We start from the raw sequence: 19,350 nt of genomic DNA on the forward strand, positions 1-19,350 counted from the left end.
GAGCCTGCCCGGATCGAGTCCCGGGCAGGCTCCGTCCGTAATGACAAAAGAAAGTGCGAAGCCCTTCGAGTGCGCTGAGTAGTAACTGCTTATGTATGATAAATGGCTATTGCGCACGTCCTGTATGCGTGAGTAGCTATTAATTTTATAGTGTATGAAAGCGGGATTGGGATGTATGCAGACCCGGTGTTTTTTAAAAATCGGGCTTGCATCGCTCATGATGGAGTGTTTGGGAATGGCCGCTAACAAGCCGGGCGGTGGGTCGGGGGCGCTGCAGGCGCGCTGAAAAAACGACACGCGCACTCAACGCTCACGCTTAGCTCAATACTGTTTTCGCGCCTTCAAACCGGGTTGCATAGTATTTGCTGTCCAGCCTGTCCGTCCTCACGCCGGTTCGCGGGTTGCTGGCATGCACGAAGCGCCCGTCGCCCACATAAATGCCAACATGCGAAAACGAATAGCCCAGGGTGTTGAAAAACACCAGGTCGCCAGCCATCAGGTCGGCCGTATTCACCGGGCGTGCGACTTTGGCCATCGACGCTGCGCTTCCCCGCAGTGCGATGCCGGCGGCCTCAAGATAAACGTGCGACACCAGTCCTGAGCAATCAAACCCGGTTGCCGGGCCGCGGCCACCGTACACATAGGACCTGTCCAGCAGCGACAGCGCAAACAGCGCAATATCGCTCCCGGTACGTGAAGCGTCCAGGGATCGCGGGCTGCGGTCGGGTTGTGTGGCGCAACCGGCAAAAGCCAGCAGCGTCATGCTGCCCAGCCACTGACCCCATCCCCTTCGTGAATATGCCTGATGGACCATTGAATCTCCAGCCAAAATTGCAGCACGCGATGCCTGCCAGCGTGTGTACCAGCCGGTCGCCTCAAACCGTTCGCAGATTGCAGGCGAGCTGTAGTGGCATCCTACCGCAGACGTCTGTCGGAAAAAGACTTTGATTCCAGCGGGCATCAGGCGCGCCGTACACTTCGGCCATGTCCGATTTCCTGATGCAATCCCCCGACACCGATGACGCCCTTCGCAGACCGTGCATGGATGTGGCCGTGGTGATGCGCCGCGAGCGCATCGACAACGTGTGGCAGCCGTGGCGCTGGACGCTGGCCGATGTGGTGCCGCATGAGACCAGTTTTGGGACGCAACCGCGCCTGTTGCTGAAGGACGAGCGCGAGGAACGCTGGCTGCATCCCGGCTTCCGGGTGGAGTTGCACCGGGGCGATGCAGAAGGCTACTACCTCAATGTCACCACGCCGCAGCCGTGCTTCTGGGTCGTCTGGCGCATGGAAGAAGTAGCTGCGCTGGCCGAAGAGCCTGTTGCCGTACCGCAAATCGTCACCGTGAGCTACCACGACGCCGGCCGCTGGCTCGATGCGCAGGAAACCGTCGAGCAGGTGCCCGCACCGCCCGACGTGGTGCAGTGGATACAGCATTTTGTTGATGAACACCATGTGCTTGAAGCCAAGCGCCGCCAGCGTCCGCAAAGTTTTCAGCCGCTGGTCGACCGCTTTGGCAGCCCGGCCCGCGTGAGCACCGAAAAGAAGTTTGGCGGAGGCGGAGGCGGTCGTGGCTGAAGAGCCCACCGGATTCCTTGGCCGCTGGTCGCGGCGCAAGACCGACGTGCTGCAGGGCAAGCCACTGGCCGAGCCTGCCGCACCGGTAAAAGCCGCGCCAGTAATTGCCACCGCCGCCTCACCCGCCGCGCTTGTAGCCGACTCGGCCCAGGCCTCTGCGCCTTCGACGCCGCCGGCAGAATCGCCGGAAAAACTGCTCTCGCTGGACGACGTGAAAGCCCTTACCCAGGATTCCGACTTCAAGCCCTTCATGGCCCAAAATGTCGGTGCCGACGTGCGCAACGCCGCCATGAAAAAACTCTTCACCGACCCGCACTACAACGTGATGGACGGCCTCGACATCTATATCAGCGACTATTCCATTGCCGACCCGATTCCGGAATCCATGCTGCGCCAGATGGTCGGCGCCAAGCTGTTGAAAATTTTTAACGAAGATGATGAAAATAATGAGAGTGATCCAGAAGCCGCTGCAGTGCAATCTCCTGTAAATTCAACGAAATCGGTTGAATTGGTTGAAAACGACCTTGAGATGTCGAGGCAGCCTGGAAATTCACAAGACATTCTCAGTCCGACAACCCCAATCGCTGAACTCCCCAGCCAGCCCGAGCCTTTCGAGGATCACGGCGCCAGCCAACCCGACGACCATGCCAACTCTCATTTGCGACTGCAACCAGACCATGCCCCTTCAGCCCCGCGCGCTGGGCACGGCACTTGATGAAAACCTGACGCTGCATTCGACGCTGTGCCGGCGCGAAGCGGGCGCATTCCAGAAAGCCATCCAGTCCGGCGACGACGTCATCGTCGCCTGCACCCAGGAAACCCGGCTGTTTGCCGAACTCGCCCAGCAAACCGAAGGCGCCACGTCCGTTATCAAGTTCGTCAATATCCGGGAAACCGGCGGCTGGAGCAAGGACGCCATTCAGGCCAGCCCGAAGATTGCCGCCTTGTTGGCGCTGGCCCATCTGCCCGATGCCGAACCGGTGCCCACGGTGACCTACAAAAGCGCCGGTCGCCTGCTTATCATTGGCCCGCTCGATGCCGCCGAGCGCGCTGCCGAACTGGTCTCGGATGCGCTTGACGTCACACTGTTCAGTCTGGGCGCAGGCCAGGGCGGCGGTCTGCAGGAACGGCGCTATCCGGTGCTGGCCGGGCAAATCAAGCAACTGACCGGCTGGCTGGGCGCTTTCGAGTTGAACTGGACGCGCAACAACCCGATTGACCTGGACCTGTGCACCCGCTGCAACGCTTGCCTGTCGGCCTGCCCGGAAGGCGCCATTGGCTTTGACTACCAGATCGACATGAGCCTGTGCCAGTCGCACCGGGCCTGCGTGAAGGTTTGCGGCGTCGCCGGCGCCATCGATTTCAGCCGCGAGCCCGAAGCACTGAGCGAAAAATTCGACCTGGTGCTCGACCTGCGCGCCACACCCGCCTTTACCCAGCATGCGCTGCCGCAAGGCTATTTCCGCTGGGATGGCCAGGACAGCCGTATGCTGCTGCAACTGCGTTCGCTGGTGGGCGAGTTTGAAAAGCCCAAGTTTTTCAACTACAAGCAAAAGCTGTGCGCCCACAGCCGCAACAACACCGTGGGCTGCAATGCCTGCATTGACGTGTGTTCGGCCTCTGCCATCAGCAGTGAAAAAAGTCGCCAGCAGATCAAGGTCAATCCCAATCTGTGCGTTGGCTGCGGCGCCTGCACCACGGTCTGCCCGACCGGCGCCATTTCTTATGCCTACCCGCGCCCTGCCGAGCAGGGTACAAAAATCAAGACCTTGCTGACCACCTACGCCAAATCCGGCGGAAAGCATGCCGCGCTGCTGTTGCACAGCCAGGAAGCCGGCACGCGTCTGCTCGGCGACTTGGGCCGCAGGGCCCGGCTCGACCCGGCGATTCGTGGTGTGCCGGCGCGCGTGATGCCACTGGGCCTGTTTCACACCGCTTCAACCGGCCTGGAGCTGTGGCTCTCCAGCGTGGCGTATGGCGCGTCGCAGGTGTGGGTGCTGATGACTGGCGAAGAAGCGCCGCAGTACCGTGAAGCCGTGCGCGAGCAGATGGACGTGGCGCAGGCCATCCTCACCGGACTCGGTTTTTCAGGTGAGCATTTCCGTTTGCTGGAGGCAAAAGATGCGCGCGATCTGGCGGCGCTTGATCTGCAGTTGCAGCCCGCGCCTGCGCAGGGCGTTGCCCAGCCCGCCGGCTTTGCCGTGCAGGCCGACAAGCGCGCCACGCTGGAGCTGGCGCTCGACCATTTGATGGCGCAGGCGCCGGTTATGTCGGCTACCTCAATCACACCAGTCAAGCCGCTCAAAACCGAAGCGATTGCGTTGCCGGCCGCATCGCCGCTGGGTGCGCTGGCCATCAATAAGGATGCCTGCACGCTGTGCCTGAGCTGTGTCAGCGCCTGCCCGGCCAGCGCCCTGCAGGACAACGCCGAACGCCCGCAGCTCCGGTTCATTGAAAAAAACTGCGTGCAATGCGGTCTGTGTGTCACGACCTGTCCTGAAAACGCGCTGACGCTGGTGCCCCAGCTCAGGCTCACGCCCCAGCGCAGGGAAGCCGTGGTGATCAACGAGATGCAGCCCTATGCCTGCATCCGCTGCAGCAAGCCTTTCGGTACGCTCAAGGCAATCGAATCCATGCTGGGCAAACTGGCCGGCCATGCCATGTTCCAGGGTGCGGCGGCTGATCGCCTGAAGATGTGCAGCGACTGCCGGGTGATCGACATCTATTCGGCCGACAACGAAGTCAAGATTTCCGACATTCGCTAACCACTGGCAACGATCCATGCAAGCCCAACTCACCGCCTCCACCCTCGACGAAGAAACCGCGCGTGCCGAGGTCTACGGCCTGCTCGCCGCATTGCTTTATGCGGCGCCTTCAGCCGACTTGCACGACAGGCTGCGCGTGGCCGTGACCCAGGCCCCGGCCGCTGGCGCGCTGCTGGAAAGCCCCTGGGGCGAGCTGGTTGCTGCTGCGCGTGAACAGTCGCTGGACGAAATCCGCCGTGAATACGACGCCTTGTTCGGCGGCGTGGGCAAACCCGAGGTCTATCTTTTCGGCTCCCACTACCTCAGCGGCTTTCTGAATGAAAAACCGCTGGCAGCGCTGCGCACCGACCTGGCGGACCTTGGCCTGGCGCGCGACGGCGCCATGTCAGAGACAGAAGACCATGCTGCCTACCTGTGCGAAGTCATGCGTTACCTGATTGCCGGCGACGATGTCGAAGTGGCCAATCTCACGCGCCAGCGGACATTTTTCACCCGCCATGTGCAGCCCTGGTTCCCCATGATGTGCGAGGCGGTCATGCGGCATCCGAAGGCGCGTTTCTACCGTGCACTCTGCGGCTTTGCGCAATCCTTTGTCAGCGTTGAAACGCAGGGTTTTGACATGCTGGACTGAGACCTTTTATTTTCAGCCCGTGATCGCCGCCACGGAGTGACAGCCATATCCAGCATGGTGCGCACATGTAAATCTTTGATTCGCTATGGTTTCCCCTTGGTTTTTGGACATTATCTCCGTGACCCATTGTGGTGCGCTTGTCTCTGACGTAAAGTTATGAAAATTGCTACATATATACCGCCAAAATTTCAGGAAGCAAAAATGCAAGAAAGCCAGCCCAAACCCTCCCGCCGGGGTTTCTTCTTCGGTGCCGCAGCCACCGGCGCAGCCGCTGCTGCCGTGATGGCGCTGCCGCGAGTGCAGCTCGCTGAAGTTACCGTTGCGGTTCCCAAGCCCGCACCTGAAAAAGGCGGTGGCTATAGCGTCTCGGAGCATGTCGAGCGCTATTACAAGACGGCGCGCGTCTGATCTCGTCTGATCTCTCTTCCCGGATATTTCTTCTTTAATTCTCACGGAGAGCTTCATGCTGCTCACGAAAAAATCTTCCAGTACCTTGGGTTCGACAGCGCACCGCGCAGGTTCTCCGCGCTTTGTGCAAAGCCTTACACGTGGTCTGTCCCACGCCCTGCCCACCATGGATCGGCGCGCTTTCCTGCGGCGTTCAGGTTTGGGGGTTGGCGTCGGTTTGGCAGCAACGCAGCTGACACTGGTCAAAAAAGCCAATGCCGCTGCATCTGGTGAAGCCACGGGTACCTCAAAAATAGAGGTGAAACGCACGATTTGCTCGCATTGCTCAGTCGGCTGCGCAGTCGATGCAGTAGTCGAAAACGGCGTCTGGGTACGTCAGGAACCGGTATTTGATTCGCCCATCAACCTGGGTGCGCACTGCGCCAAAGGTGCTGCACTGCGCGAGCATGGCCATGGCGAGTACCGCCTGCGCTATCCGATGAAGCTGGTCAATGGCAAGTACGAGCGTATCAGCTGGGACACGGCGCTGAATGAAATCACCGAGCGCATGCTGGCCTTGCGCAAAGAAAGCGGCCCGGATTCGGTGTATGTGATCGGTTCGTCCAAGCACAACAACGAGCAGTCGTATTTGCTGCGCAAGTGGATGAGTTTCTGGGGCAGCAACAACTGCGACCACCAGGCCCGCATCTGCCACTCGACCACGGTGGCGGGTGTTGCCAACACCTGGGGCTACGGCGCCATGACCAATTCGTACAACGACATGCAAAACAGCAAGTGCGCGTTGTACATCGGCTCGAACGCCGCCGAGGCCCATCCGGTCAGCATGCTGCACATGCTGCATTCCAAGGAAAAGGGTTGCAAGATGATCGTGGTGGACCCACGTTTCACGCGCACTGCCGCCAAGGCTGACGAATACATCCGCATTCGCTCCGGCTCTGACATTCCGTTTGTGTTCGGCATGCTGCACCACATATTCAAGAACGGCTGGGAAGATACCAAGTACATCAACGACCGTGTTTACGGCATGGAGAAAATCAAGGAAGAAGTGCTGGCCAAATGGACGCCTGACAAGGTCGAGGAAGCCTGCGGCGTGCCGGAAGCGCAAGTGTTCAAAGCGGCACAGATGATGGCGATGAACCGGCCCTCAACCATTGTCTGGTGCATGGGGCAGACCCAGCACACCACTGGCAATGCCATCGTTCGCGCGTCTTGCATCCTGCAGCTGGCCCTGGGCAACGTAGGTAAAAGCGGCGGCGGCACCAACATTTTCCGGGGCCACGACAACGTGCAGGGCGCTACCGATGTCGGCCCCAATCCTGACTCGCTGCCGGGCTACTACGGCTTGGCCGAAGGCTCGTGGAAACATTTTGCCAAGACCTGGGGCGTTGACTTTGACTGGATCAAGAGCCGCTACGCCTCGCCTGCCATGATGGGCAAGCCCGGCATCACCGTGTCGCGCTGGATTGACGGTGTGCTGGAGAAAAACGAATACATTGACCAGGATTCCAACCTGCGCGGCGTCTTCTATTGGGGTCATGCCCCCAACTCCCAGACCCGGGGACTGGAAATGAAACGGGCCATGGACAAGCTCGATTTGCTGGTCGTGGTGGACCCGTACCCGTCAGCCACCGCTGCCATGGCCGCCATGCCCGGCAAGGCCGAAGATTTGAACCCGAACCGCGCGGTGTACCTGCTGCCGGCGGCCACGCAGTTTGAAACCAGCGGCTCAGTGACTGCATCGAACCGTTCGCTGCAATGGCGTGAAAAAGTGATTGAGCCGCTGTGGGAAAGCCGTAGCGACCACATGATCATGCAGCAGTTCGCCGACCGCCTGGGCTTTGGCAAGGAGTTGTCCAAGAACTACAAAATGCAAAAGGTCAAGGGCATGGACGAGCCCGTGCCCGAGGACATCCTGCGCGAAATCAACAAGACCTGCTGGACCATCGGCTACACCGGCCAGAGTCCGGAGCGCCTGAAGGCGCACATGCGCAACATGCACCTGTTTGATGTCAAGACCCTTAAATCCAAAGGCGGCAAGGACAAGCTGACCGGTTACGACACGACAGGCGACTATTTTGGCCTGCCATGGCCGTGCTGGGGCACGCCGGAGCTGAAGCACCCCGGCTCACCCAACCTGTACGACACTTCCAAGCACGTCATGGACGGCGGCGGAAACTTCCGCGCCAACTTTGGCGTCGAGCGTGAAGGCAAGACCTTGCTGGCTGAAGACGGCTCGCATTCGCTGGGGGCTGACATCACCACGGGTTATCCGGAGTTCGACCACATCCTGGTGAAAAAGCTCGGCTGGTGGGGCGAATTGAGCGAACCTGAAAAAGCCGCTGCCGAGGGCAAGAACTGGAAGACCGATTCATCCGGCGGCATCATCCGTGTGGTCATGAAAAACCACGGCTGCTATCCGTTCGGTAATGCCAAGGCGCGCGCCGTGGTATGGAACTTTCCTGATGCGATTCCGCAGCATCGGGAACCGCTTTATGGCACTCGGCCTGACTTGGCGGCTAAATATCCGACGCATGATGATAAGAAGACTTTTTGGCGCCTGCCAACACTGTACAAAACATTGCAGGACAAGAACATCGCCGACAAGGTGCATGAGAAATTTCCGCTGATCATGACGTCCGGCCGGCTGGTCGAATACGAAGGCGGCGGCGAGGAAACCCGGTCCAATCCGTGGCTGGCCGAGTTGCAGCAGGAAATGTTCATCGAGATCAACCCCAAGGTGGCCGCCGAAAAAGGCATCCGCAACGGCGAGCGCGCCTGGGTCAGCACGCCGACCGGCGCGCGTCTCAATGTGCAGGCGATGGTGACCGAACGTGTCGGTCCCGACACCGTGTTCATGCCTTTCCATTTTTCAGGTCGCTGGCAGGGCGCCGACATGCTGGCGTATTACCCGGAAGGTGCGCACCCCGTTGTTCGTGGTGAAGCCATCAACACCGGCACCACTTACGGCTACGACAGCGTGACGATGATGCAGGAAACGAAAACGACGGTTTGTAATGTCGAACGAGCATAAGGAAGAATAAAAATGGCACGCATGAAATTTGTCTGTGACGCGGAACGCTGCATTGAATGCAACGGCTGCGTCACCGCTTGCAAAAACGAAAACGAAGTCCCTTGGGGCGTAAACCGTCGCCGCGTGGTGACACTCAATGATGGCGTTCCCGGAGAAAAATCCATCTCGGTGGCCTGCATGCACTGCAGCGACGCCCCCTGCATGGCGGTGTGTCCGGTCAACTGCTTTTACCGCACCGACGAAGGTGTGGTGCTGCACGACAAGGACATCTGCATTGGCTGTGGCTACTGCTCTTATGCCTGCCCGTTTGGTGCGCCGCAGTTTCCTTCCACCGGCACCTTCGGTGTGCGCGGCAAGATGGACAAATGCACTTTTTGTGCCGGTGGCCCCGAGGTCAACGGCAGCCAGGCGGAGTTTGAAAAATACGGCCGCAACCGGCTGGCGGAAGGCAAGTTGCCTGCCTGCGCCGAAATGTGCTCGACCAAGGCATTGCTTGCGGGCGATGGCGATGTGGTGGCGGATATTTTCCGCAACCGCGTCGTGCAGCGCGGCAAGGGCGCCGAAGTCTGGGGCTGGGGCACGGCTTACGGCTCCAAGCAGGCGGGCCAGCCGCCAGCAGGAGCGAAATCATGACAAGGCTTGTCTTGCTGATTCCGGTTTTGGTCGCCTTGGCGGGCTTGTCTGCCTGCGGCGAAAAACCGCAGACCCTGGGCGGTAACAAAGGCCACGTTGCCGCGTTTCAAGGCGCGAAAAACTCGTTTGTAACCCCGGGCTGGAACGCGGGTGACAAAAACAGCTGGGAGCAGGGGCTGAAAACCCGCATGCAGAACACCCAGAACGAGTACTCCAAGATAAACTGACCGGAGGCCTTATGAAGCATGCGCAATTAGCTATATTTTTAATAGCAATTGGTTTGGCAGGACCGGTTGCTGCGCAGGCCCCGGCGCCTGTCGGTTCTGTGCCCGCCATGGAGGCGCAAGCGCCTGCCACCACCCAGGCTGCGCCCAGCGCACCGCCTGCCATGGGAGGTGTCCAGAGCCAGAACATTTTCGAAGTCAAGCCTGACGCCAATGAACTTCCGGGTTATGCCAGCCAGACCAATGGCGAGCGCGCCAAGGTCCAGCCCGGCAACAATGCCCCCATGTGGCGCCAGGTCGGTGCGGGTGTCACGGGACACAGCAGCCTGCCCAAAAGTCAGGCACCGGAGGCTGGCAACCTGATTCAGCCCTTCGTGCAATATCCTGGTTCACGCCTGACCAATGCGGGCGACGCGTGGCGCCAGGTACGCAACAACTGGCTGATTCCTTATGGCGGCGCGCTGCTGGTGATCGTGGTGCTTGCCATTGCGCTCTTTTATTTCAGCAAGGGTTCAATCAAGAACCATACGCCTGACAACGGAAAAAAGATTGAGCGTTTTACACCTTTTGAACGCGCAGCGCACTGGTCCAATGCGATAGCTTTCTCGATTCTGGCCATCTCGGGCCTGGTGATGGCATTTGGCAAGTTCTTCATGTTGCCGGTCATGGGGGGCACGCTGTATGGCTGGCTGACCTATGTTCTGAAAAACATGCATAACTTTGCCGGTCCACTTTTTGCCGTGTCGCTGGTGATTGTATTTTTTACATTTTTGCGCGACAACTGGCCGCAAAAGGGCGACTTGAACTGGTTGCGAAAAGGTGGCGGCCTGTTTTCAGGCAACGAGCCTGCATCCAACCGCTTCAACGCGGGTGAAAAAGTTGTTTTCTGGGGCGGCGTGTTCTTCCTGGGCTTGATCGTGGTGTCCTCCGGCTTCGTGCTGGACAAAATTGTGCCTGGCATGGTTTATGAGCGGGGAACCATGCAGATTGCGCACATGGTCCATGCCGTGGCCACAGTTTTCATGATGGCCATGTTCATGGGGCATATTTATTTGGGCACCATCGGCATGCAGGATGCCTACAAAGCAATGAGAACCGGTTATGTGGACGAAGCCTGGGCCAAAGACCACCACGAATACTGGTATGACGAGGTCAAGGCGGGCCGCATTCCTGCCCAGCGCAGCCAACCCGTGCCCCCTGCCATACCGGCGGTTCAGGCATAAAGACAAGAGCCAAGGATTTCCATGAAAAAATACCTCATTACCAGCCTGATGCTCGGTGTCTGTACGCTGGCAATGGCGAAACTGCCGGCACTTTCGGCCGAGGCCAAGGCCAAGTCCGATGAAGCTGCCGGCAAGGCAGCATGGACTTCAAAAGTCGATGCTTACCAGCTGTGTCAGGCGCAGGACCGGGTAGCCGCCATGTATATGGCTTCTGCTCAGACTGCTGGCAAAGAAACCAAGCCGGCGACGGCCACTCCGCCTTGTGCCAATCCGGGCAGTTACGTCGCTGCACCTGCTAATGCGGCCAAACCCATTGAGGCGTCAGGCGCCCATTCACCAGCCACCACGGCTGCCAGCCCGCCCAGCAGCACGGTGCCTGATGCCGTTATGAATCCGGCCAGAAAGCCCTGATTTTTGCTATTTCTTTTTCTGAAAGGCCGGACCGCAAGGTGCCGGCCTTTTTTTACGGTACTCTTTTTTCCATGACACTTCCCTATCTGACGAAAGCCCGGGCACCGCTGACCAGCGAGATTGATGCGGTCAACGAATTTGGCGAACAGCAAAAAGTCTCGATTCCTGCCGAGCGTGCGCTGACGGTGTATGTTGACAAGCGCGAACTGGTCACGTTGATGACGCTGGGGGCGAACCCCGAACTGCTGGTGCTGGGCTACCTGCGCAACCAGCGCCTGGTGCGGGACGTCGCCGACATCGAGTCGATCACGGTTGATTGGGATGTGGGTGCCGCCGCCGTCAAAACGCGCCACGGCATCGAGGACATCGAGGAAAAAACCGCACACCGGGTGGTTACTACCGGGTGCGGGCAAGGCAGCGTGTTTGGTGGCCTGATGGACGAGGTGGACCAGATCGCACTGCCCGAAGAGGCAGCCATCACGCAAAGCCAGCTCTACAGTTTGGTTAACACCATCCGGCTCAAGGAAACCACCTACAAGTCAGCCGGCTCGGTTCATGCCTGCGCGTTGTTTTCAACTGCTTCCGGCGAATCCGACATGCTGCTGTTTGTCGAAGATGTCGGGCGGCACAACGCCATCGACACCATCGCCGGCTGGATGTGGATGAATGAAGCCCCCACGCTCCCCACTCCGTGTGGTTCGCTGCCCCCCGAGGGGGCGCTGCGCCTGCAGCCCGGCAAAGCCGGTTCCGCGGCCCTTGCAGGTGCAGAGACGCAGAACTCCCCCGCACTTGCCGTATCGGACTCCGCCGAAGGGGCGCTGCGCCTGCAGCCCGGCAAAGCCGGTTCCGCGGCCCTTGCAGGTGCAGAGACGCAGAACTCCCCCGCGCTTGCTGTATCGGACCCCGCCGAGGGGGCGCTGCGCCTGCGGCCCGGCAAAGCCGGTTCCGCGGCCCTTGCTGGTGCAGAGACGCAGAACTCCCCCGCGCTTGCTGTATCGGACCCCGCCGAAGGGGCGCTGCGCCTGCAGCCCGGCAAAGCCGGATCAGCGGCCCTTGCTGGTGCAGAGGCGGATGACTCAGCTGCGCATGCTGTATCGGATGCCGCGGCTTCAACTGCTTCAGGGCTGGTCTTCTACACCACCGGCCGGCTGACCAGCGAGATGGTCATCAAGTCGGCGCAGATGGGCGTGCCGGTGGTGGTCTCGCGCAGCGGCATCACGCAAATGGGCCACCAGGTGGCGCAATTGGTCGGCTTGTGCGCAATTGGCCGTGCCACCAACAAACGGTTTCTTTGCTATACCCATGCCGAGCGGCTTCGACTGGAGCCTGGCTTGCTGGTTGCAGCTTCTGTTTCAGCCGGTGCGGGGTGAGTCGTGTTGCCAGCGCAGACAAGATTCTTTTTTGATAGCTGTCAGCACAAGCGCAATATGCGCAAACTACATTTTTGGCTTGTAAAAATAACCTGAAAACCTTGGCAAGGCCAGCTTGGCCGCGAGACTGCTTATCCCCGCACATCAACCCTTAATTGCGTACCCCTTACCGGTTCTGCGCTAAGGTCACGCCATGAACACTCTTTTTCTCAAGCTCGGCTGGAAAACCCTGCTGCGCGATCTGCGGGCGGGCGAGTTGCGACTGCTGATGGTGGCGGTCACGCTGGCTGTGGCGTCTCTTACGGCTGTCGGGTTTTTTGCCGACCGGCTCAATGGCGGGCTGCAGCGGGACGCCCTGCAGTTGCTCGGCGGCGATGCCGTGGTGCGCAGCGATGGCCCGATTCCGGCGCTTTTCATTGAAAAAGCCCGGTCACTGGGCCTGAACGCCATTTCCACCGTCACTTTTCCGACCATGGCCCGCGCCCGGGAAGAGGACGGTGGCGCCAGCAAGCTGGTGGCTTTCAAGGCTGTTCCCGAAACTTACCCGCTGCGCGGCAACATGAGGGTAGCCACCAGCCTTGATGAAACCACGGCGCAGCCGACGCGTGACATTCCCGCACCCGGCACCGCCTGGGTCGATGCAGCGCTGCTCGATGCGCTGGGGCTGAAGCTCGGCCAGCCGCTGCTGATGGGCGATGCCCGATTCACCGTCACCCGCGTGATCGTGCAGGAACCTGACCGGGGTTCCGGCTTCATCAGCTTTTCACCGCGCGTCATGGTCAACCAGCTTGACGTCGCTGCCACTGGCCTGATCCAGCCAGCCAGCCGCACCAATTACCGCTTTGCCGTGGCAAGCAATGACGCGCAAGCCGTCAAGTCCTATGTCACTTGGGCCACCGACGAGCTGAACAAGCCGGGCGCTGAAACAGCGCTGCGCGGCGCGCGGCTCGAATCCCTGGAGAGCGGCAGCCCGCAGATGCAGCAGACGCTGGAGCGGGCCGAAAAATTCCTGAACCTGGTGGCGCTGCTGGCCGCGCTGCTCAGCGCCGTGGCCGTCGCCATCGTTGCGCGCAGCTTTGCCGCCAAGCACCTGGACGACTGCGCCATGCTGCGCGTGCTGGGTCAGCCGCAGCGGACCATTGCACTGGCCTACACATTTGAATTTGTGCTTGCCGGCCTGGTGGCCAGCGCGCTGGGCGTGGCACTCGGTTTTGCCGTGCATTACGTGTTTGTGTTGTTGCTGGCCGGGCTGGTCAGCGCTACCTTGCCGGCTGCGACCTTCTGGCCGGCGGCGTTTGGCATGGGCATGGGCTTGACGCTTTTGCTGGCGTTCGGGCTGCCGCCAGTGCTGCAACTGGCCCAGGTGCCGCCACTGCGGGTAATTCGCCGCGATGTCGGCAACCTTAAGCCGGTGTCGATGCTGGTGCTGGGCGTGGGCATTCTGGGCTTTGCAGCCTTGCTGATGGCTGCCAGCAGCGACTTGAAGCTCGGCCTGATCGCCGTTGGCGGCTTTGCCGGCGCCGTTCTGGTGTTTGCCGCTGCCAGCTACGCCGCCGTCAGGCTGCTGCGCGCTAGCGTCAATGAAGCCACCGCGCCGCGCTGGCTGGTGCTGGCCACGCGCCAGTTGTCGGCCCGGCCGGTCTATGCAGTGGTGCAGACCAGCGCCCTGGCCATCGGCCTGCTGGCGCTGATGCTGCTGGTGCTGCTGCGCACCGACCTCATCAGCAGCTGGCGCCAGGCGACGCCGGCGGATGCGCCCAACCGTTTTGTCATCAATGTGCAGCCCGACCAGGGCGACGCCTTTCAGCAGGCGCTCAAGGACGGCGGCGTGACCAAGTTTGACTGGTACCCGATGATTCGCGGCCGGCTGGTGGCCATCAACGGCAAGGACATCACGCCCGGGAATTACGAGGACGACCGCGCCAGGCGACTGGTGGACCGCGAGTTCAACCTGTCCAACAGCGCCGAAAAGCCGGCCCACAACCAGGTGGTTGCCGGCCGCTGGACACCCAATGAAGCAGGCGCCATCAGCGTCGAGGAAGGTCTGGCCGAAACGCTGGGCCTGAAGCTTGGCGACAGCCTGCGTTTCGACATTGCCGGCCAGACCAACGAAGCCAGGATCACCAGCCTGCGCAAGGTGGACTGGGGCTCGATGCATGTGAACTTTTTCGTCATGTACCCGGTGGCACAACTTGCCGCCGACGTGCCGGTGACCTTCATCAGCGCTTTTCGCGCACCCGAACCCGCCGACCCGGTGGCCAGCGGGCAGCCCCGGCCGCAAAGCTTTGACAACACGCTGGTGCGTGCCTTTCCCAACATCACCAATGTGGACATGAGCAGCACGCTGGCGCAGGTGCAGCGGGTGCTCGACCAGGTGATCCGGGCGGTCGAGTTTCTGTTCGGCTTCACACTGGCGGCGGGACTGGTGGTGCTGTTTGCCGCCATCACCGCCACCCGCGAGGAACGCGCCCGAGAATTCGCCATCATGCGCGCCGTGGGCGCCCGGGCGTCACTGCTGCGGCAGGTGCAGCGCGCCGAGTTGGCCGGTGTCGGTTTGCTGGCCGGTTTCCTGGCGTCGATGGTGGCGCTGGTGGTCGGCTGGGGCCTGGCGCGCTATGTGTTCGACTTCAACTGGACCGGTTCGTGGACTGTGCCGGTGTTTGGCAGCCTGGCCGGCGCGGCCCTGGCGCTGGCCGCCGGCTGGTGGGGACTGCGCGCCGTTCTGAAGACCCCGGTGGTGGAAACGCTGCGCAAGGCCCAGTAAAACCCAGCTGCGTGGCCTTGGCACTGCCGCACAAGCGGGAATCCGGCCGCGCTGGCTGTCGCGTATCCCCGGATTCGCGACTTCGCGGCAAGGGCGGCTGGCGGGTTCATAAAATCCTCGCTATGAACACTGATGACAAACCCGCCGAAACTCCACTCCACGAAACCCCTTTTGCCTGGATCGGTGGCGAGGAATGCGTCAAGGCGCTGGTCGAGCGTTTCTACGACCTCATGGATCTGGAGCCGGCCTACACCGCCTTGCGTGCAGCGCACGGCAGCACCCTGGACAATGCCCGAGAGCGCCTGTTCTGGTTCCTGTGCGGCTGGATGGGCGGCCCCCAACACTACACCGAACGCTTCGGCCATCCGCGCCTGCGCCAGCGCCACATGCCGCAGCAGACCGGCGGCGGCAGCATTGGCATCAAGGAGCGCGACCAGTGGCTGGCCTGCATGGACCAGGCAATGCAGGAAACCGGCGTGGACGACGCCCTGCGTGCACGGCTCAATGCCTCGTTTTTCCAGACCGCCGACTGGATGCGCAACCGCGGCGAGTGAAGGCGGCGGTTCCTGCTTGACACCAATGTGTTGATCAGGCGCTGGCCATGCCGGCCTGCGCCACCGCCAGCGGCGGCGTGCCCTGCTTGAACATTGAGGCCAGCTGCTTGCGCAGCTCTGGCGAGTCGTTGTGCCCATGCACGGCGACGGCATGCTGCACGGCGGCCTCAAGCAGCTCCTTGTCGCTGTCCGCTGACAGCGCGACGCTGCAGTTCATGGCGCTGGGAAATTCCCGGCAATCGATGTATTGGCGTGACATGATGACTCCTTTCGGTGCTGTGTCTCACCCACCCGGTTCAACGGCGTCTGGGCGGTCCGCAGAACCCATGGTTTCTCCCTGCAGCCAGGCTTGCACCGGCATCAGGGACATCCCGTGCAGAAATACAAAACCGCACAGGAAGCGCCCACCAAAGCATACTGAAGCCGCCCGGAAGAATTGTCAATATGCCGTCTGCGTTAGCACCGGCGCACACTGTCGGCCTGCAGTCAGCCACGCTTTGCAAGAGCGATAAATTAAGTATTAAAAGTGGCTTTTACGCTTTAAGAATGGGCGTTTATAGCTATTGAATCAATAGCATTACCGGTTTCAGGCGCTGGCCCTTTCACCACGGCGCCAGCAGGACCACCAGTGCCCCGGCGCCGCCATGCGCCGGCCGCGCCTGCACAAAGGCCAGCACTTCCTTTTTCTGCACCAGCCAGCTTTGCACCCGGCCCTTGAGCACCGGCGTCTTGCCGGGTGAGCCCAGGCCCTTGCCGTGCACCACGCGAACGCAGCGCAGGCCGGCTTTGTTGGCGTCGCGAATGAAGGCGCCGAGCGCATTGCGCGCATCCTCGCGCCGAAAACCGTGCAGGTCGAGCTGGCGCTGGATGCTCCAGTTGCCCCGGCGCAGCTTGCGCACCACATCGACACCGATGCCGGGGCGCCGAAAGCTCAGGGCTTCGTCGGTGTCGAGCAGGCTTTCCACGTCAAACCCGTCGGAAAGCGCTTCCTGCATCACCGCTAGCTCGTCGCGCTGGCGCTGCTCGGCTACTGGCGCCGGTCGCGCCCGTTCCAGGCTGGCCTTGAGACCCGGCTGGTGTCGCGGAGCCAGCGCCATGACGCGCCCGACAGCGCGTGAAAACAGCTCTTGTTCAGCGCGCACCCGCGCTGCGGCAGCGCGGACCTCGGCCTGGCGTTGTGCTTCCTGCTGGGCGCGCTGTTCCAGTTCGCGGCGCACAGGCAGCAAATCTTTGAAGTCCCGGATCAGCAGGCTTTTTTGGCGTGGGAAGGAGGGCGCAAACATGATGGCGGTGGAAATGGAAGGGCATGGATGCCAAAAGGCCCCATCCTAAAGCAGTCCCCGCTCGGCCATCGAGACCGATTGCGAAGCCGTCACCACAAAATGGTCGAGCACCCGGACATCCACCAGCGCCAGCGCGGTTTTCAGGGTATGGGTCAGCATCTGGTCCGCGCGCGAAGGCTCGGCCGCACCGCTGGGATGGTTGTGCGCCAGCACCACGCTGGCGGCATTCAGCGCCAGCGCACGGATCACCACCTCGCGCGGATACACGCTGGTTTGCGTCAGGGTGCCGCGAAACATTTCCTCCAGGGCAATCAACCGGTTCTGGCTGTTTAAAAACATCACCGCAAAAATCTCGTGTGGACGGCTGCCCAGCTGCAGTTGAAGGTAGTCGCGCACTGCCTGCGGTGTGCTGAACAACGCTTTTTCCTTCAGCTCTGCGGCCAGTGCGCGCCGCGCCAGTTCCAGCACGGCGACGATCTCGGCACGCTTGGCCGGCCCCAGTCCCTTGATGCATTTGAGCGCCTCGGGTCCGGTGTGCAGCAGCCCGGCCACACCGCCAAAGTTGTCGAGCAACTCCTGGCCCATCTGCAGCGCATTCTTGCCCGGCAGGCCGGTGCGCAGCAGCAGCGCCAGCAATTCGGCATCGCTGAGTGCCGCAGGGCCGCGCGCCAGCAGTTTTTCGCGCGGACGGGCGTCTGCGGGCAGATCTTTAAGAAGCATGAATAAGGCCGTTTAGGAAGAAGTGCAAGCAAAAGTAAGTGGAGTATGCCGCAGGGCAGGGCGATCCATGGCCGTGAACCCTGTTGAAAAAGCATGAAAAGGCCTGCTGGCCAACCCGCGCAAGCCGGGCTTTCTACAATAGGGCCAGTTCAGTCCCTGTTGCTGGCCGACCCTGGCTGGCGCGAAAGTCTTATGTCCACTTTGCAACCCCCAACTGTGTCCACCACGCCCCTCGTGGTCGAGCCAGGCTCCTTCCTGACGCTGCATTACCGAATGGCGGCACCGGGCGGCGCGAGCATCATCAACACCTTCGAGGGCAAGCCGGCCACGCTCAGCCTGGGCAATGGCGAGTTGTCGCCCGCCATCGAGCAGCGCCTGCTCGGCCTGCCAGAAGGAACGCGCACCACGATGCAACTGGCCGCCGGCGAGGCATTCGGCGAGCGCAACCCCGAACTGGTGCAATGGGTGGCGCGCAAGCTGCTAAACGAGTTGGGTGACCCGGATGAACGCTACAGCGTGGGCGACGTCGTGCAGTTCCCCACGCCTGACGGCATGGGCCAGTACGCCGGCGCCGTGCAGCAGATCAAGGAAGACGGCAATGCCGTGCAGTTTGACTTCAACCACCCGCTGGCTGGCCAGCCGGTGGAGTTTGAAGTCCACGTGATCGGCGTGCTGTGAAAAATATCCAGATACCTGTCGCTTCGCCTGCTGTTCCGTCACGGGAGAACCTTGCTGCGCCCCAGCATGAACCGGCACCGACACCCGCCCCGCAGCTCGAAGAAATCCTGCTGGCCGAGCCGCGCGGTTTTTGCGCCGGGGTGGACCGCGCGATCGAGATCGTCGAGCGGGCACTGACCAAGTTTGGCGCACCGATCTACGTTCGCCATGAGATCGTGCACAACACCTACGTGGTGAACGACCTGAAGGTCAAGGGCGCGATTTTCATTGAAGAGCTGTCCGATGTGCCACCCGGCGCCACGCTGGTGTTCAGCGCCCACGGTGTCAGCCGGGCCGTGCAGGAAGAGGCCAGGGCGCGCGGTTTCCAGATTTTCGACGCCACCTGTCCCTTGGTGACCAAGGTGCATGTCGAGGTCGCCAAGCTCAACAAGGAAGGCTACGAGTTCATCATGATCGGCCACAAGGGCCACCCCGAGGTCGAAGGCACCATGGGCCAGCTCGACAGCGGCATTCATCTGGTCGAGGACGTGGCTGACGTGGCGCGCATCTCGCCGCTGCAGACCGAGCGCCTGGCGGTGGTCACGCAGACCACGCTGAGCGTGGACGACGCCGCCGAAATCAGCGCAGCCATCGTGGCGCGGTTTCCGCAGGTGCGCAAGCCCAAGCAGCAGGACATTTGCTACGCCACGCAGAACCGGCAGGACGCTGTCAAGCTGCTCAGCCCGCAGGTTGATATCCTGATCGTGGTGGGCAGCCCGACCAGCTCGAACAGCAACCGCCTGCGCGAACTGGCCGCCAAGCTGGGCACCGAGGCCTACATGGTCGATGACGCCAGCGAACTGCAGGAAACCTGGTTTGACGGCAAAAGCCGCGTTGGCCTGACGGCGGGCGCGTCGGCACCCGAAATTTTGGTCAAACAGGTGATTGACCGCATCAAGGCACTGGGCGCGGTGTCGATTCGCAAGATGGACGGGGTGGAGGAAACCATCAAGTTTCCGCTTCCCAAGGGACTCAAGCTCGACGCGCAGGGCCATCAGCTGGAACTCGGCGGCAGCCAGCTCCACCAGTTGAGCTGAG

Annotated in this window: 19 protein-coding genes and 1 pseudogene; 16 read left to right on the forward strand and 4 right to left on the reverse strand. The window is 61.3% G+C overall.

Annotated elements, in window-relative coordinates; translation table 11 throughout:
* Positions 1–316: 316 nt before the first annotated feature.
* Positions 317–814 carry a C40 family peptidase gene (locus tag IWX87_RS00460; protein ID WP_196861548.1) on the reverse strand — a complete coding sequence of 166 codons (498 nt, stop codon included), beginning with the start codon at positions 812–814 and terminating at the stop codon, positions 317–319.
* 170 nt (positions 815–984) lie between these two features.
* On the opposite strand from IWX87_RS00460, the gene IWX87_RS00465 reads away from it, so the two are divergent.
* From IWX87_RS00465 to IWX87_RS00530, 14 genes and pseudogenes are all read left to right on the forward strand, one after another.
* Positions 985–1,578, forward strand: coding sequence for a DUF3305 domain-containing protein (locus IWX87_RS00465; RefSeq protein ID WP_231374275.1), 594 nt, complete (start codon positions 985–987; stop codon positions 1,576–1,578).
* On the forward strand, positions 1,571–2,293 hold the full coding sequence (locus IWX87_RS00470) for a DUF3306 domain-containing protein (RefSeq protein WP_196861549.1): 723 nt from the start codon (positions 1,571–1,573) through the stop codon (positions 2,291–2,293). Before IWX87_RS00465 ends, IWX87_RS00470 begins: the two co-directional genes overlap by 8 nt.
* Complete coding sequence (locus IWX87_RS00475) at positions 2,256–4,343, forward strand: 4Fe-4S binding protein (protein ID WP_196861550.1); 2,088 nt, start codon at positions 2,256–2,258, stop codon at positions 4,341–4,343. Before IWX87_RS00470 ends, IWX87_RS00475 begins: the two co-directional genes overlap by 38 nt.
* 16 nt (positions 4,344–4,359) lie before the next feature.
* Positions 4,360–4,974 carry a molecular chaperone gene (locus IWX87_RS00480; RefSeq protein ID WP_196861551.1) on the forward strand — a complete coding sequence of 205 codons (615 nt, stop codon included), beginning with the start codon at positions 4,360–4,362 and terminating at the stop codon, positions 4,972–4,974.
* Between the two features lie 201 nt (positions 4,975–5,175).
* Positions 5,176–5,382 (forward strand): formate dehydrogenase, encoded by a 207-nt coding sequence (locus IWX87_RS00485; protein WP_196861552.1) that lies wholly within the window; start codon positions 5,176–5,178, stop codon positions 5,380–5,382.
* A 55-nt stretch (positions 5,383–5,437) separates the two neighbouring features.
* A complete protein-coding gene (locus IWX87_RS00490) occupies positions 5,438–8,413 on the forward strand; it encodes a formate dehydrogenase subunit alpha (protein ID WP_196861553.1) in 2,976 nt (991 codons plus the stop codon).
* A 12-nt stretch (positions 8,414–8,425) separates the two neighbouring features.
* On the forward strand, positions 8,426–9,046 hold the full coding sequence (gene fdh3B, locus IWX87_RS00495; RefSeq protein ID WP_029525759.1) for a formate dehydrogenase FDH3 subunit beta: 621 nt from the start codon (positions 8,426–8,428) through the stop codon (positions 9,044–9,046).
* Between the two features lie 11 nt (positions 9,047–9,057).
* Complete coding sequence (locus tag IWX87_RS00500) at positions 9,058–9,273, forward strand: hypothetical protein (protein WP_370583705.1); 216 nt, start codon at positions 9,058–9,060, stop codon at positions 9,271–9,273.
* 11 nt (positions 9,274–9,284) lie between these two features.
* Positions 9,285–10,493 carry a formate dehydrogenase subunit gamma gene (locus IWX87_RS00505; protein ID WP_196861555.1) on the forward strand — a complete coding sequence of 403 codons (1,209 nt, stop codon included), beginning with the start codon at positions 9,285–9,287 and terminating at the stop codon, positions 10,491–10,493.
* A gap of 21 nt (positions 10,494–10,514) precedes the next feature.
* Positions 10,515–10,904 carry a hypothetical protein gene (locus tag IWX87_RS00510; protein ID WP_196861556.1) on the forward strand — a complete coding sequence of 130 codons (390 nt, stop codon included), beginning with the start codon at positions 10,515–10,517 and terminating at the stop codon, positions 10,902–10,904.
* Between the two features lie 71 nt (positions 10,905–10,975).
* Positions 10,976–11,575, forward strand: a pseudogene (locus IWX87_RS00515) (formate dehydrogenase accessory sulfurtransferase FdhD); the annotation flags it as partial.
* Complete coding sequence (locus IWX87_RS19970) at positions 11,567–12,274, forward strand: formate dehydrogenase accessory sulfurtransferase FdhD (RefSeq protein WP_370583725.1); 708 nt, start codon at positions 11,567–11,569, stop codon at positions 12,272–12,274. The pseudogene IWX87_RS00515 and the gene IWX87_RS19970, both read left to right, overlap by 9 nt.
* A gap of 193 nt (positions 12,275–12,467) precedes the next feature.
* The gene (locus tag IWX87_RS00525) at positions 12,468–15,038 is read left to right on the forward strand and encodes an ABC transporter permease (RefSeq protein ID WP_196861557.1); all 2,571 of its coding nucleotides are present in this window, start codon (positions 12,468–12,470) and stop codon (positions 15,036–15,038) included.
* Positions 15,039–15,160: 122 nt separating this feature from the next.
* A complete protein-coding gene (locus IWX87_RS00530) occupies positions 15,161–15,592 on the forward strand; it encodes a group II truncated hemoglobin (protein WP_196861558.1) in 432 nt (143 codons plus the stop codon).
* Positions 15,593–15,626: 34 nt separating this feature from the next.
* Here IWX87_RS00530 and IWX87_RS00535 read toward each other — a convergent pair whose 3' ends face one another.
* The 3 genes from IWX87_RS00535 to radC form a co-directional block, all read right to left on the reverse strand.
* Positions 15,627–15,851 carry a DUF1059 domain-containing protein gene (locus IWX87_RS00535; protein ID WP_196861559.1) on the reverse strand — a complete coding sequence of 75 codons (225 nt, stop codon included), beginning with the start codon at positions 15,849–15,851 and terminating at the stop codon, positions 15,627–15,629.
* Positions 15,852–16,194: 343 nt separating this feature from the next.
* Positions 16,195–16,875: a Smr/MutS family protein gene (locus IWX87_RS00540; protein WP_196861560.1), complete on the reverse strand. Its 681-nt coding sequence runs from the start codon at positions 16,873–16,875 to the stop codon at positions 16,195–16,197.
* Between the two features lie 45 nt (positions 16,876–16,920).
* Entirely contained in the window at positions 16,921–17,595 is a 675-nt protein-coding gene (gene radC, locus IWX87_RS00545; RefSeq protein WP_196861561.1) for a DNA repair protein RadC, read from the reverse strand.
* A 192-nt stretch (positions 17,596–17,787) separates the two neighbouring features.
* On the opposite strand from radC, the gene IWX87_RS00550 reads away from it, so the two are divergent.
* Both IWX87_RS00550 and ispH read left to right on the forward strand, forming a co-directional pair.
* On the forward strand, positions 17,788–18,273 hold the full coding sequence (locus IWX87_RS00550) for a peptidylprolyl isomerase (protein ID WP_196861562.1): 486 nt from the start codon (positions 17,788–17,790) through the stop codon (positions 18,271–18,273).
* Positions 18,274–18,377: 104 nt separating this feature from the next.
* The gene (ispH, locus tag IWX87_RS00555) at positions 18,378–19,349 is read left to right on the forward strand and encodes a 4-hydroxy-3-methylbut-2-enyl diphosphate reductase (protein WP_196861821.1); all 972 of its coding nucleotides are present in this window, start codon (positions 18,378–18,380) and stop codon (positions 19,347–19,349) included.
* Position 19,350: the final 1 nt, after the last annotated feature.

This window comes from Polaromonas sp. CG_9.7 (assembly GCF_015752205.1).
GTDB lineage: Bacteria > Pseudomonadota > Gammaproteobacteria > Burkholderiales > Burkholderiaceae_C > Polaromonas.

Bases quoted from the DNA above. Each gene is read 5' to 3' on its own strand.
- IWX87_RS00460 (WP_196861548.1), bottom strand. From the start codon at position 814: ATGGTCCATCAGGCATATTCACGAAGGGGATGGGGTCAGTGGCTGGGC.
- IWX87_RS00465 (WP_231374275.1), top strand. From the start codon at position 985: ATGTCCGATTTCCTGATGCAATCCCCCGACACCGATGACGCCCTTCGC.
- IWX87_RS00475 (WP_196861550.1), top strand. From the start codon at position 2,256: ATGCCCCTTCAGCCCCGCGCGCTGGGCACGGCACTTGATGAAAACCTG.
- IWX87_RS00480 (WP_196861551.1), top strand. From the start codon at position 4,360: ATGCAAGCCCAACTCACCGCCTCCACCCTCGACGAAGAAACCGCGCGT.
- IWX87_RS00485 (WP_196861552.1), top strand. From the start codon at position 5,176: ATGCAAGAAAGCCAGCCCAAACCCTCCCGCCGGGGTTTCTTCTTCGGT.
- IWX87_RS00490 (WP_196861553.1), top strand. From the start codon at position 5,438: ATGCTGCTCACGAAAAAATCTTCCAGTACCTTGGGTTCGACAGCGCAC.
- fdh3B (WP_029525759.1), top strand. From the start codon at position 8,426: ATGGCACGCATGAAATTTGTCTGTGACGCGGAACGCTGCATTGAATGC.
- IWX87_RS00505 (WP_196861555.1), top strand. From the start codon at position 9,285: ATGAAGCATGCGCAATTAGCTATATTTTTAATAGCAATTGGTTTGGCA.
- IWX87_RS00510 (WP_196861556.1), top strand. From the start codon at position 10,515: ATGAAAAAATACCTCATTACCAGCCTGATGCTCGGTGTCTGTACGCTG.
- IWX87_RS19970 (WP_370583725.1), top strand. From the start codon at position 11,567: ATGAATGAAGCCCCCACGCTCCCCACTCCGTGTGGTTCGCTGCCCCCC.
- IWX87_RS00525 (WP_196861557.1), top strand. From the start codon at position 12,468: ATGAACACTCTTTTTCTCAAGCTCGGCTGGAAAACCCTGCTGCGCGAT.
- IWX87_RS00530 (WP_196861558.1), top strand. From the start codon at position 15,161: ATGAACACTGATGACAAACCCGCCGAAACTCCACTCCACGAAACCCCT.
- IWX87_RS00535 (WP_196861559.1), bottom strand. From the start codon at position 15,851: ATGTCACGCCAATACATCGATTGCCGGGAATTTCCCAGCGCCATGAAC.
- IWX87_RS00540 (WP_196861560.1), bottom strand. From the start codon at position 16,875: ATGTTTGCGCCCTCCTTCCCACGCCAAAAAAGCCTGCTGATCCGGGAC.
- radC (WP_196861561.1), bottom strand. From the start codon at position 17,595: ATGCTTCTTAAAGATCTGCCCGCAGACGCCCGTCCGCGCGAAAAACTG.
- IWX87_RS00550 (WP_196861562.1), top strand. From the start codon at position 17,788: ATGTCCACTTTGCAACCCCCAACTGTGTCCACCACGCCCCTCGTGGTC.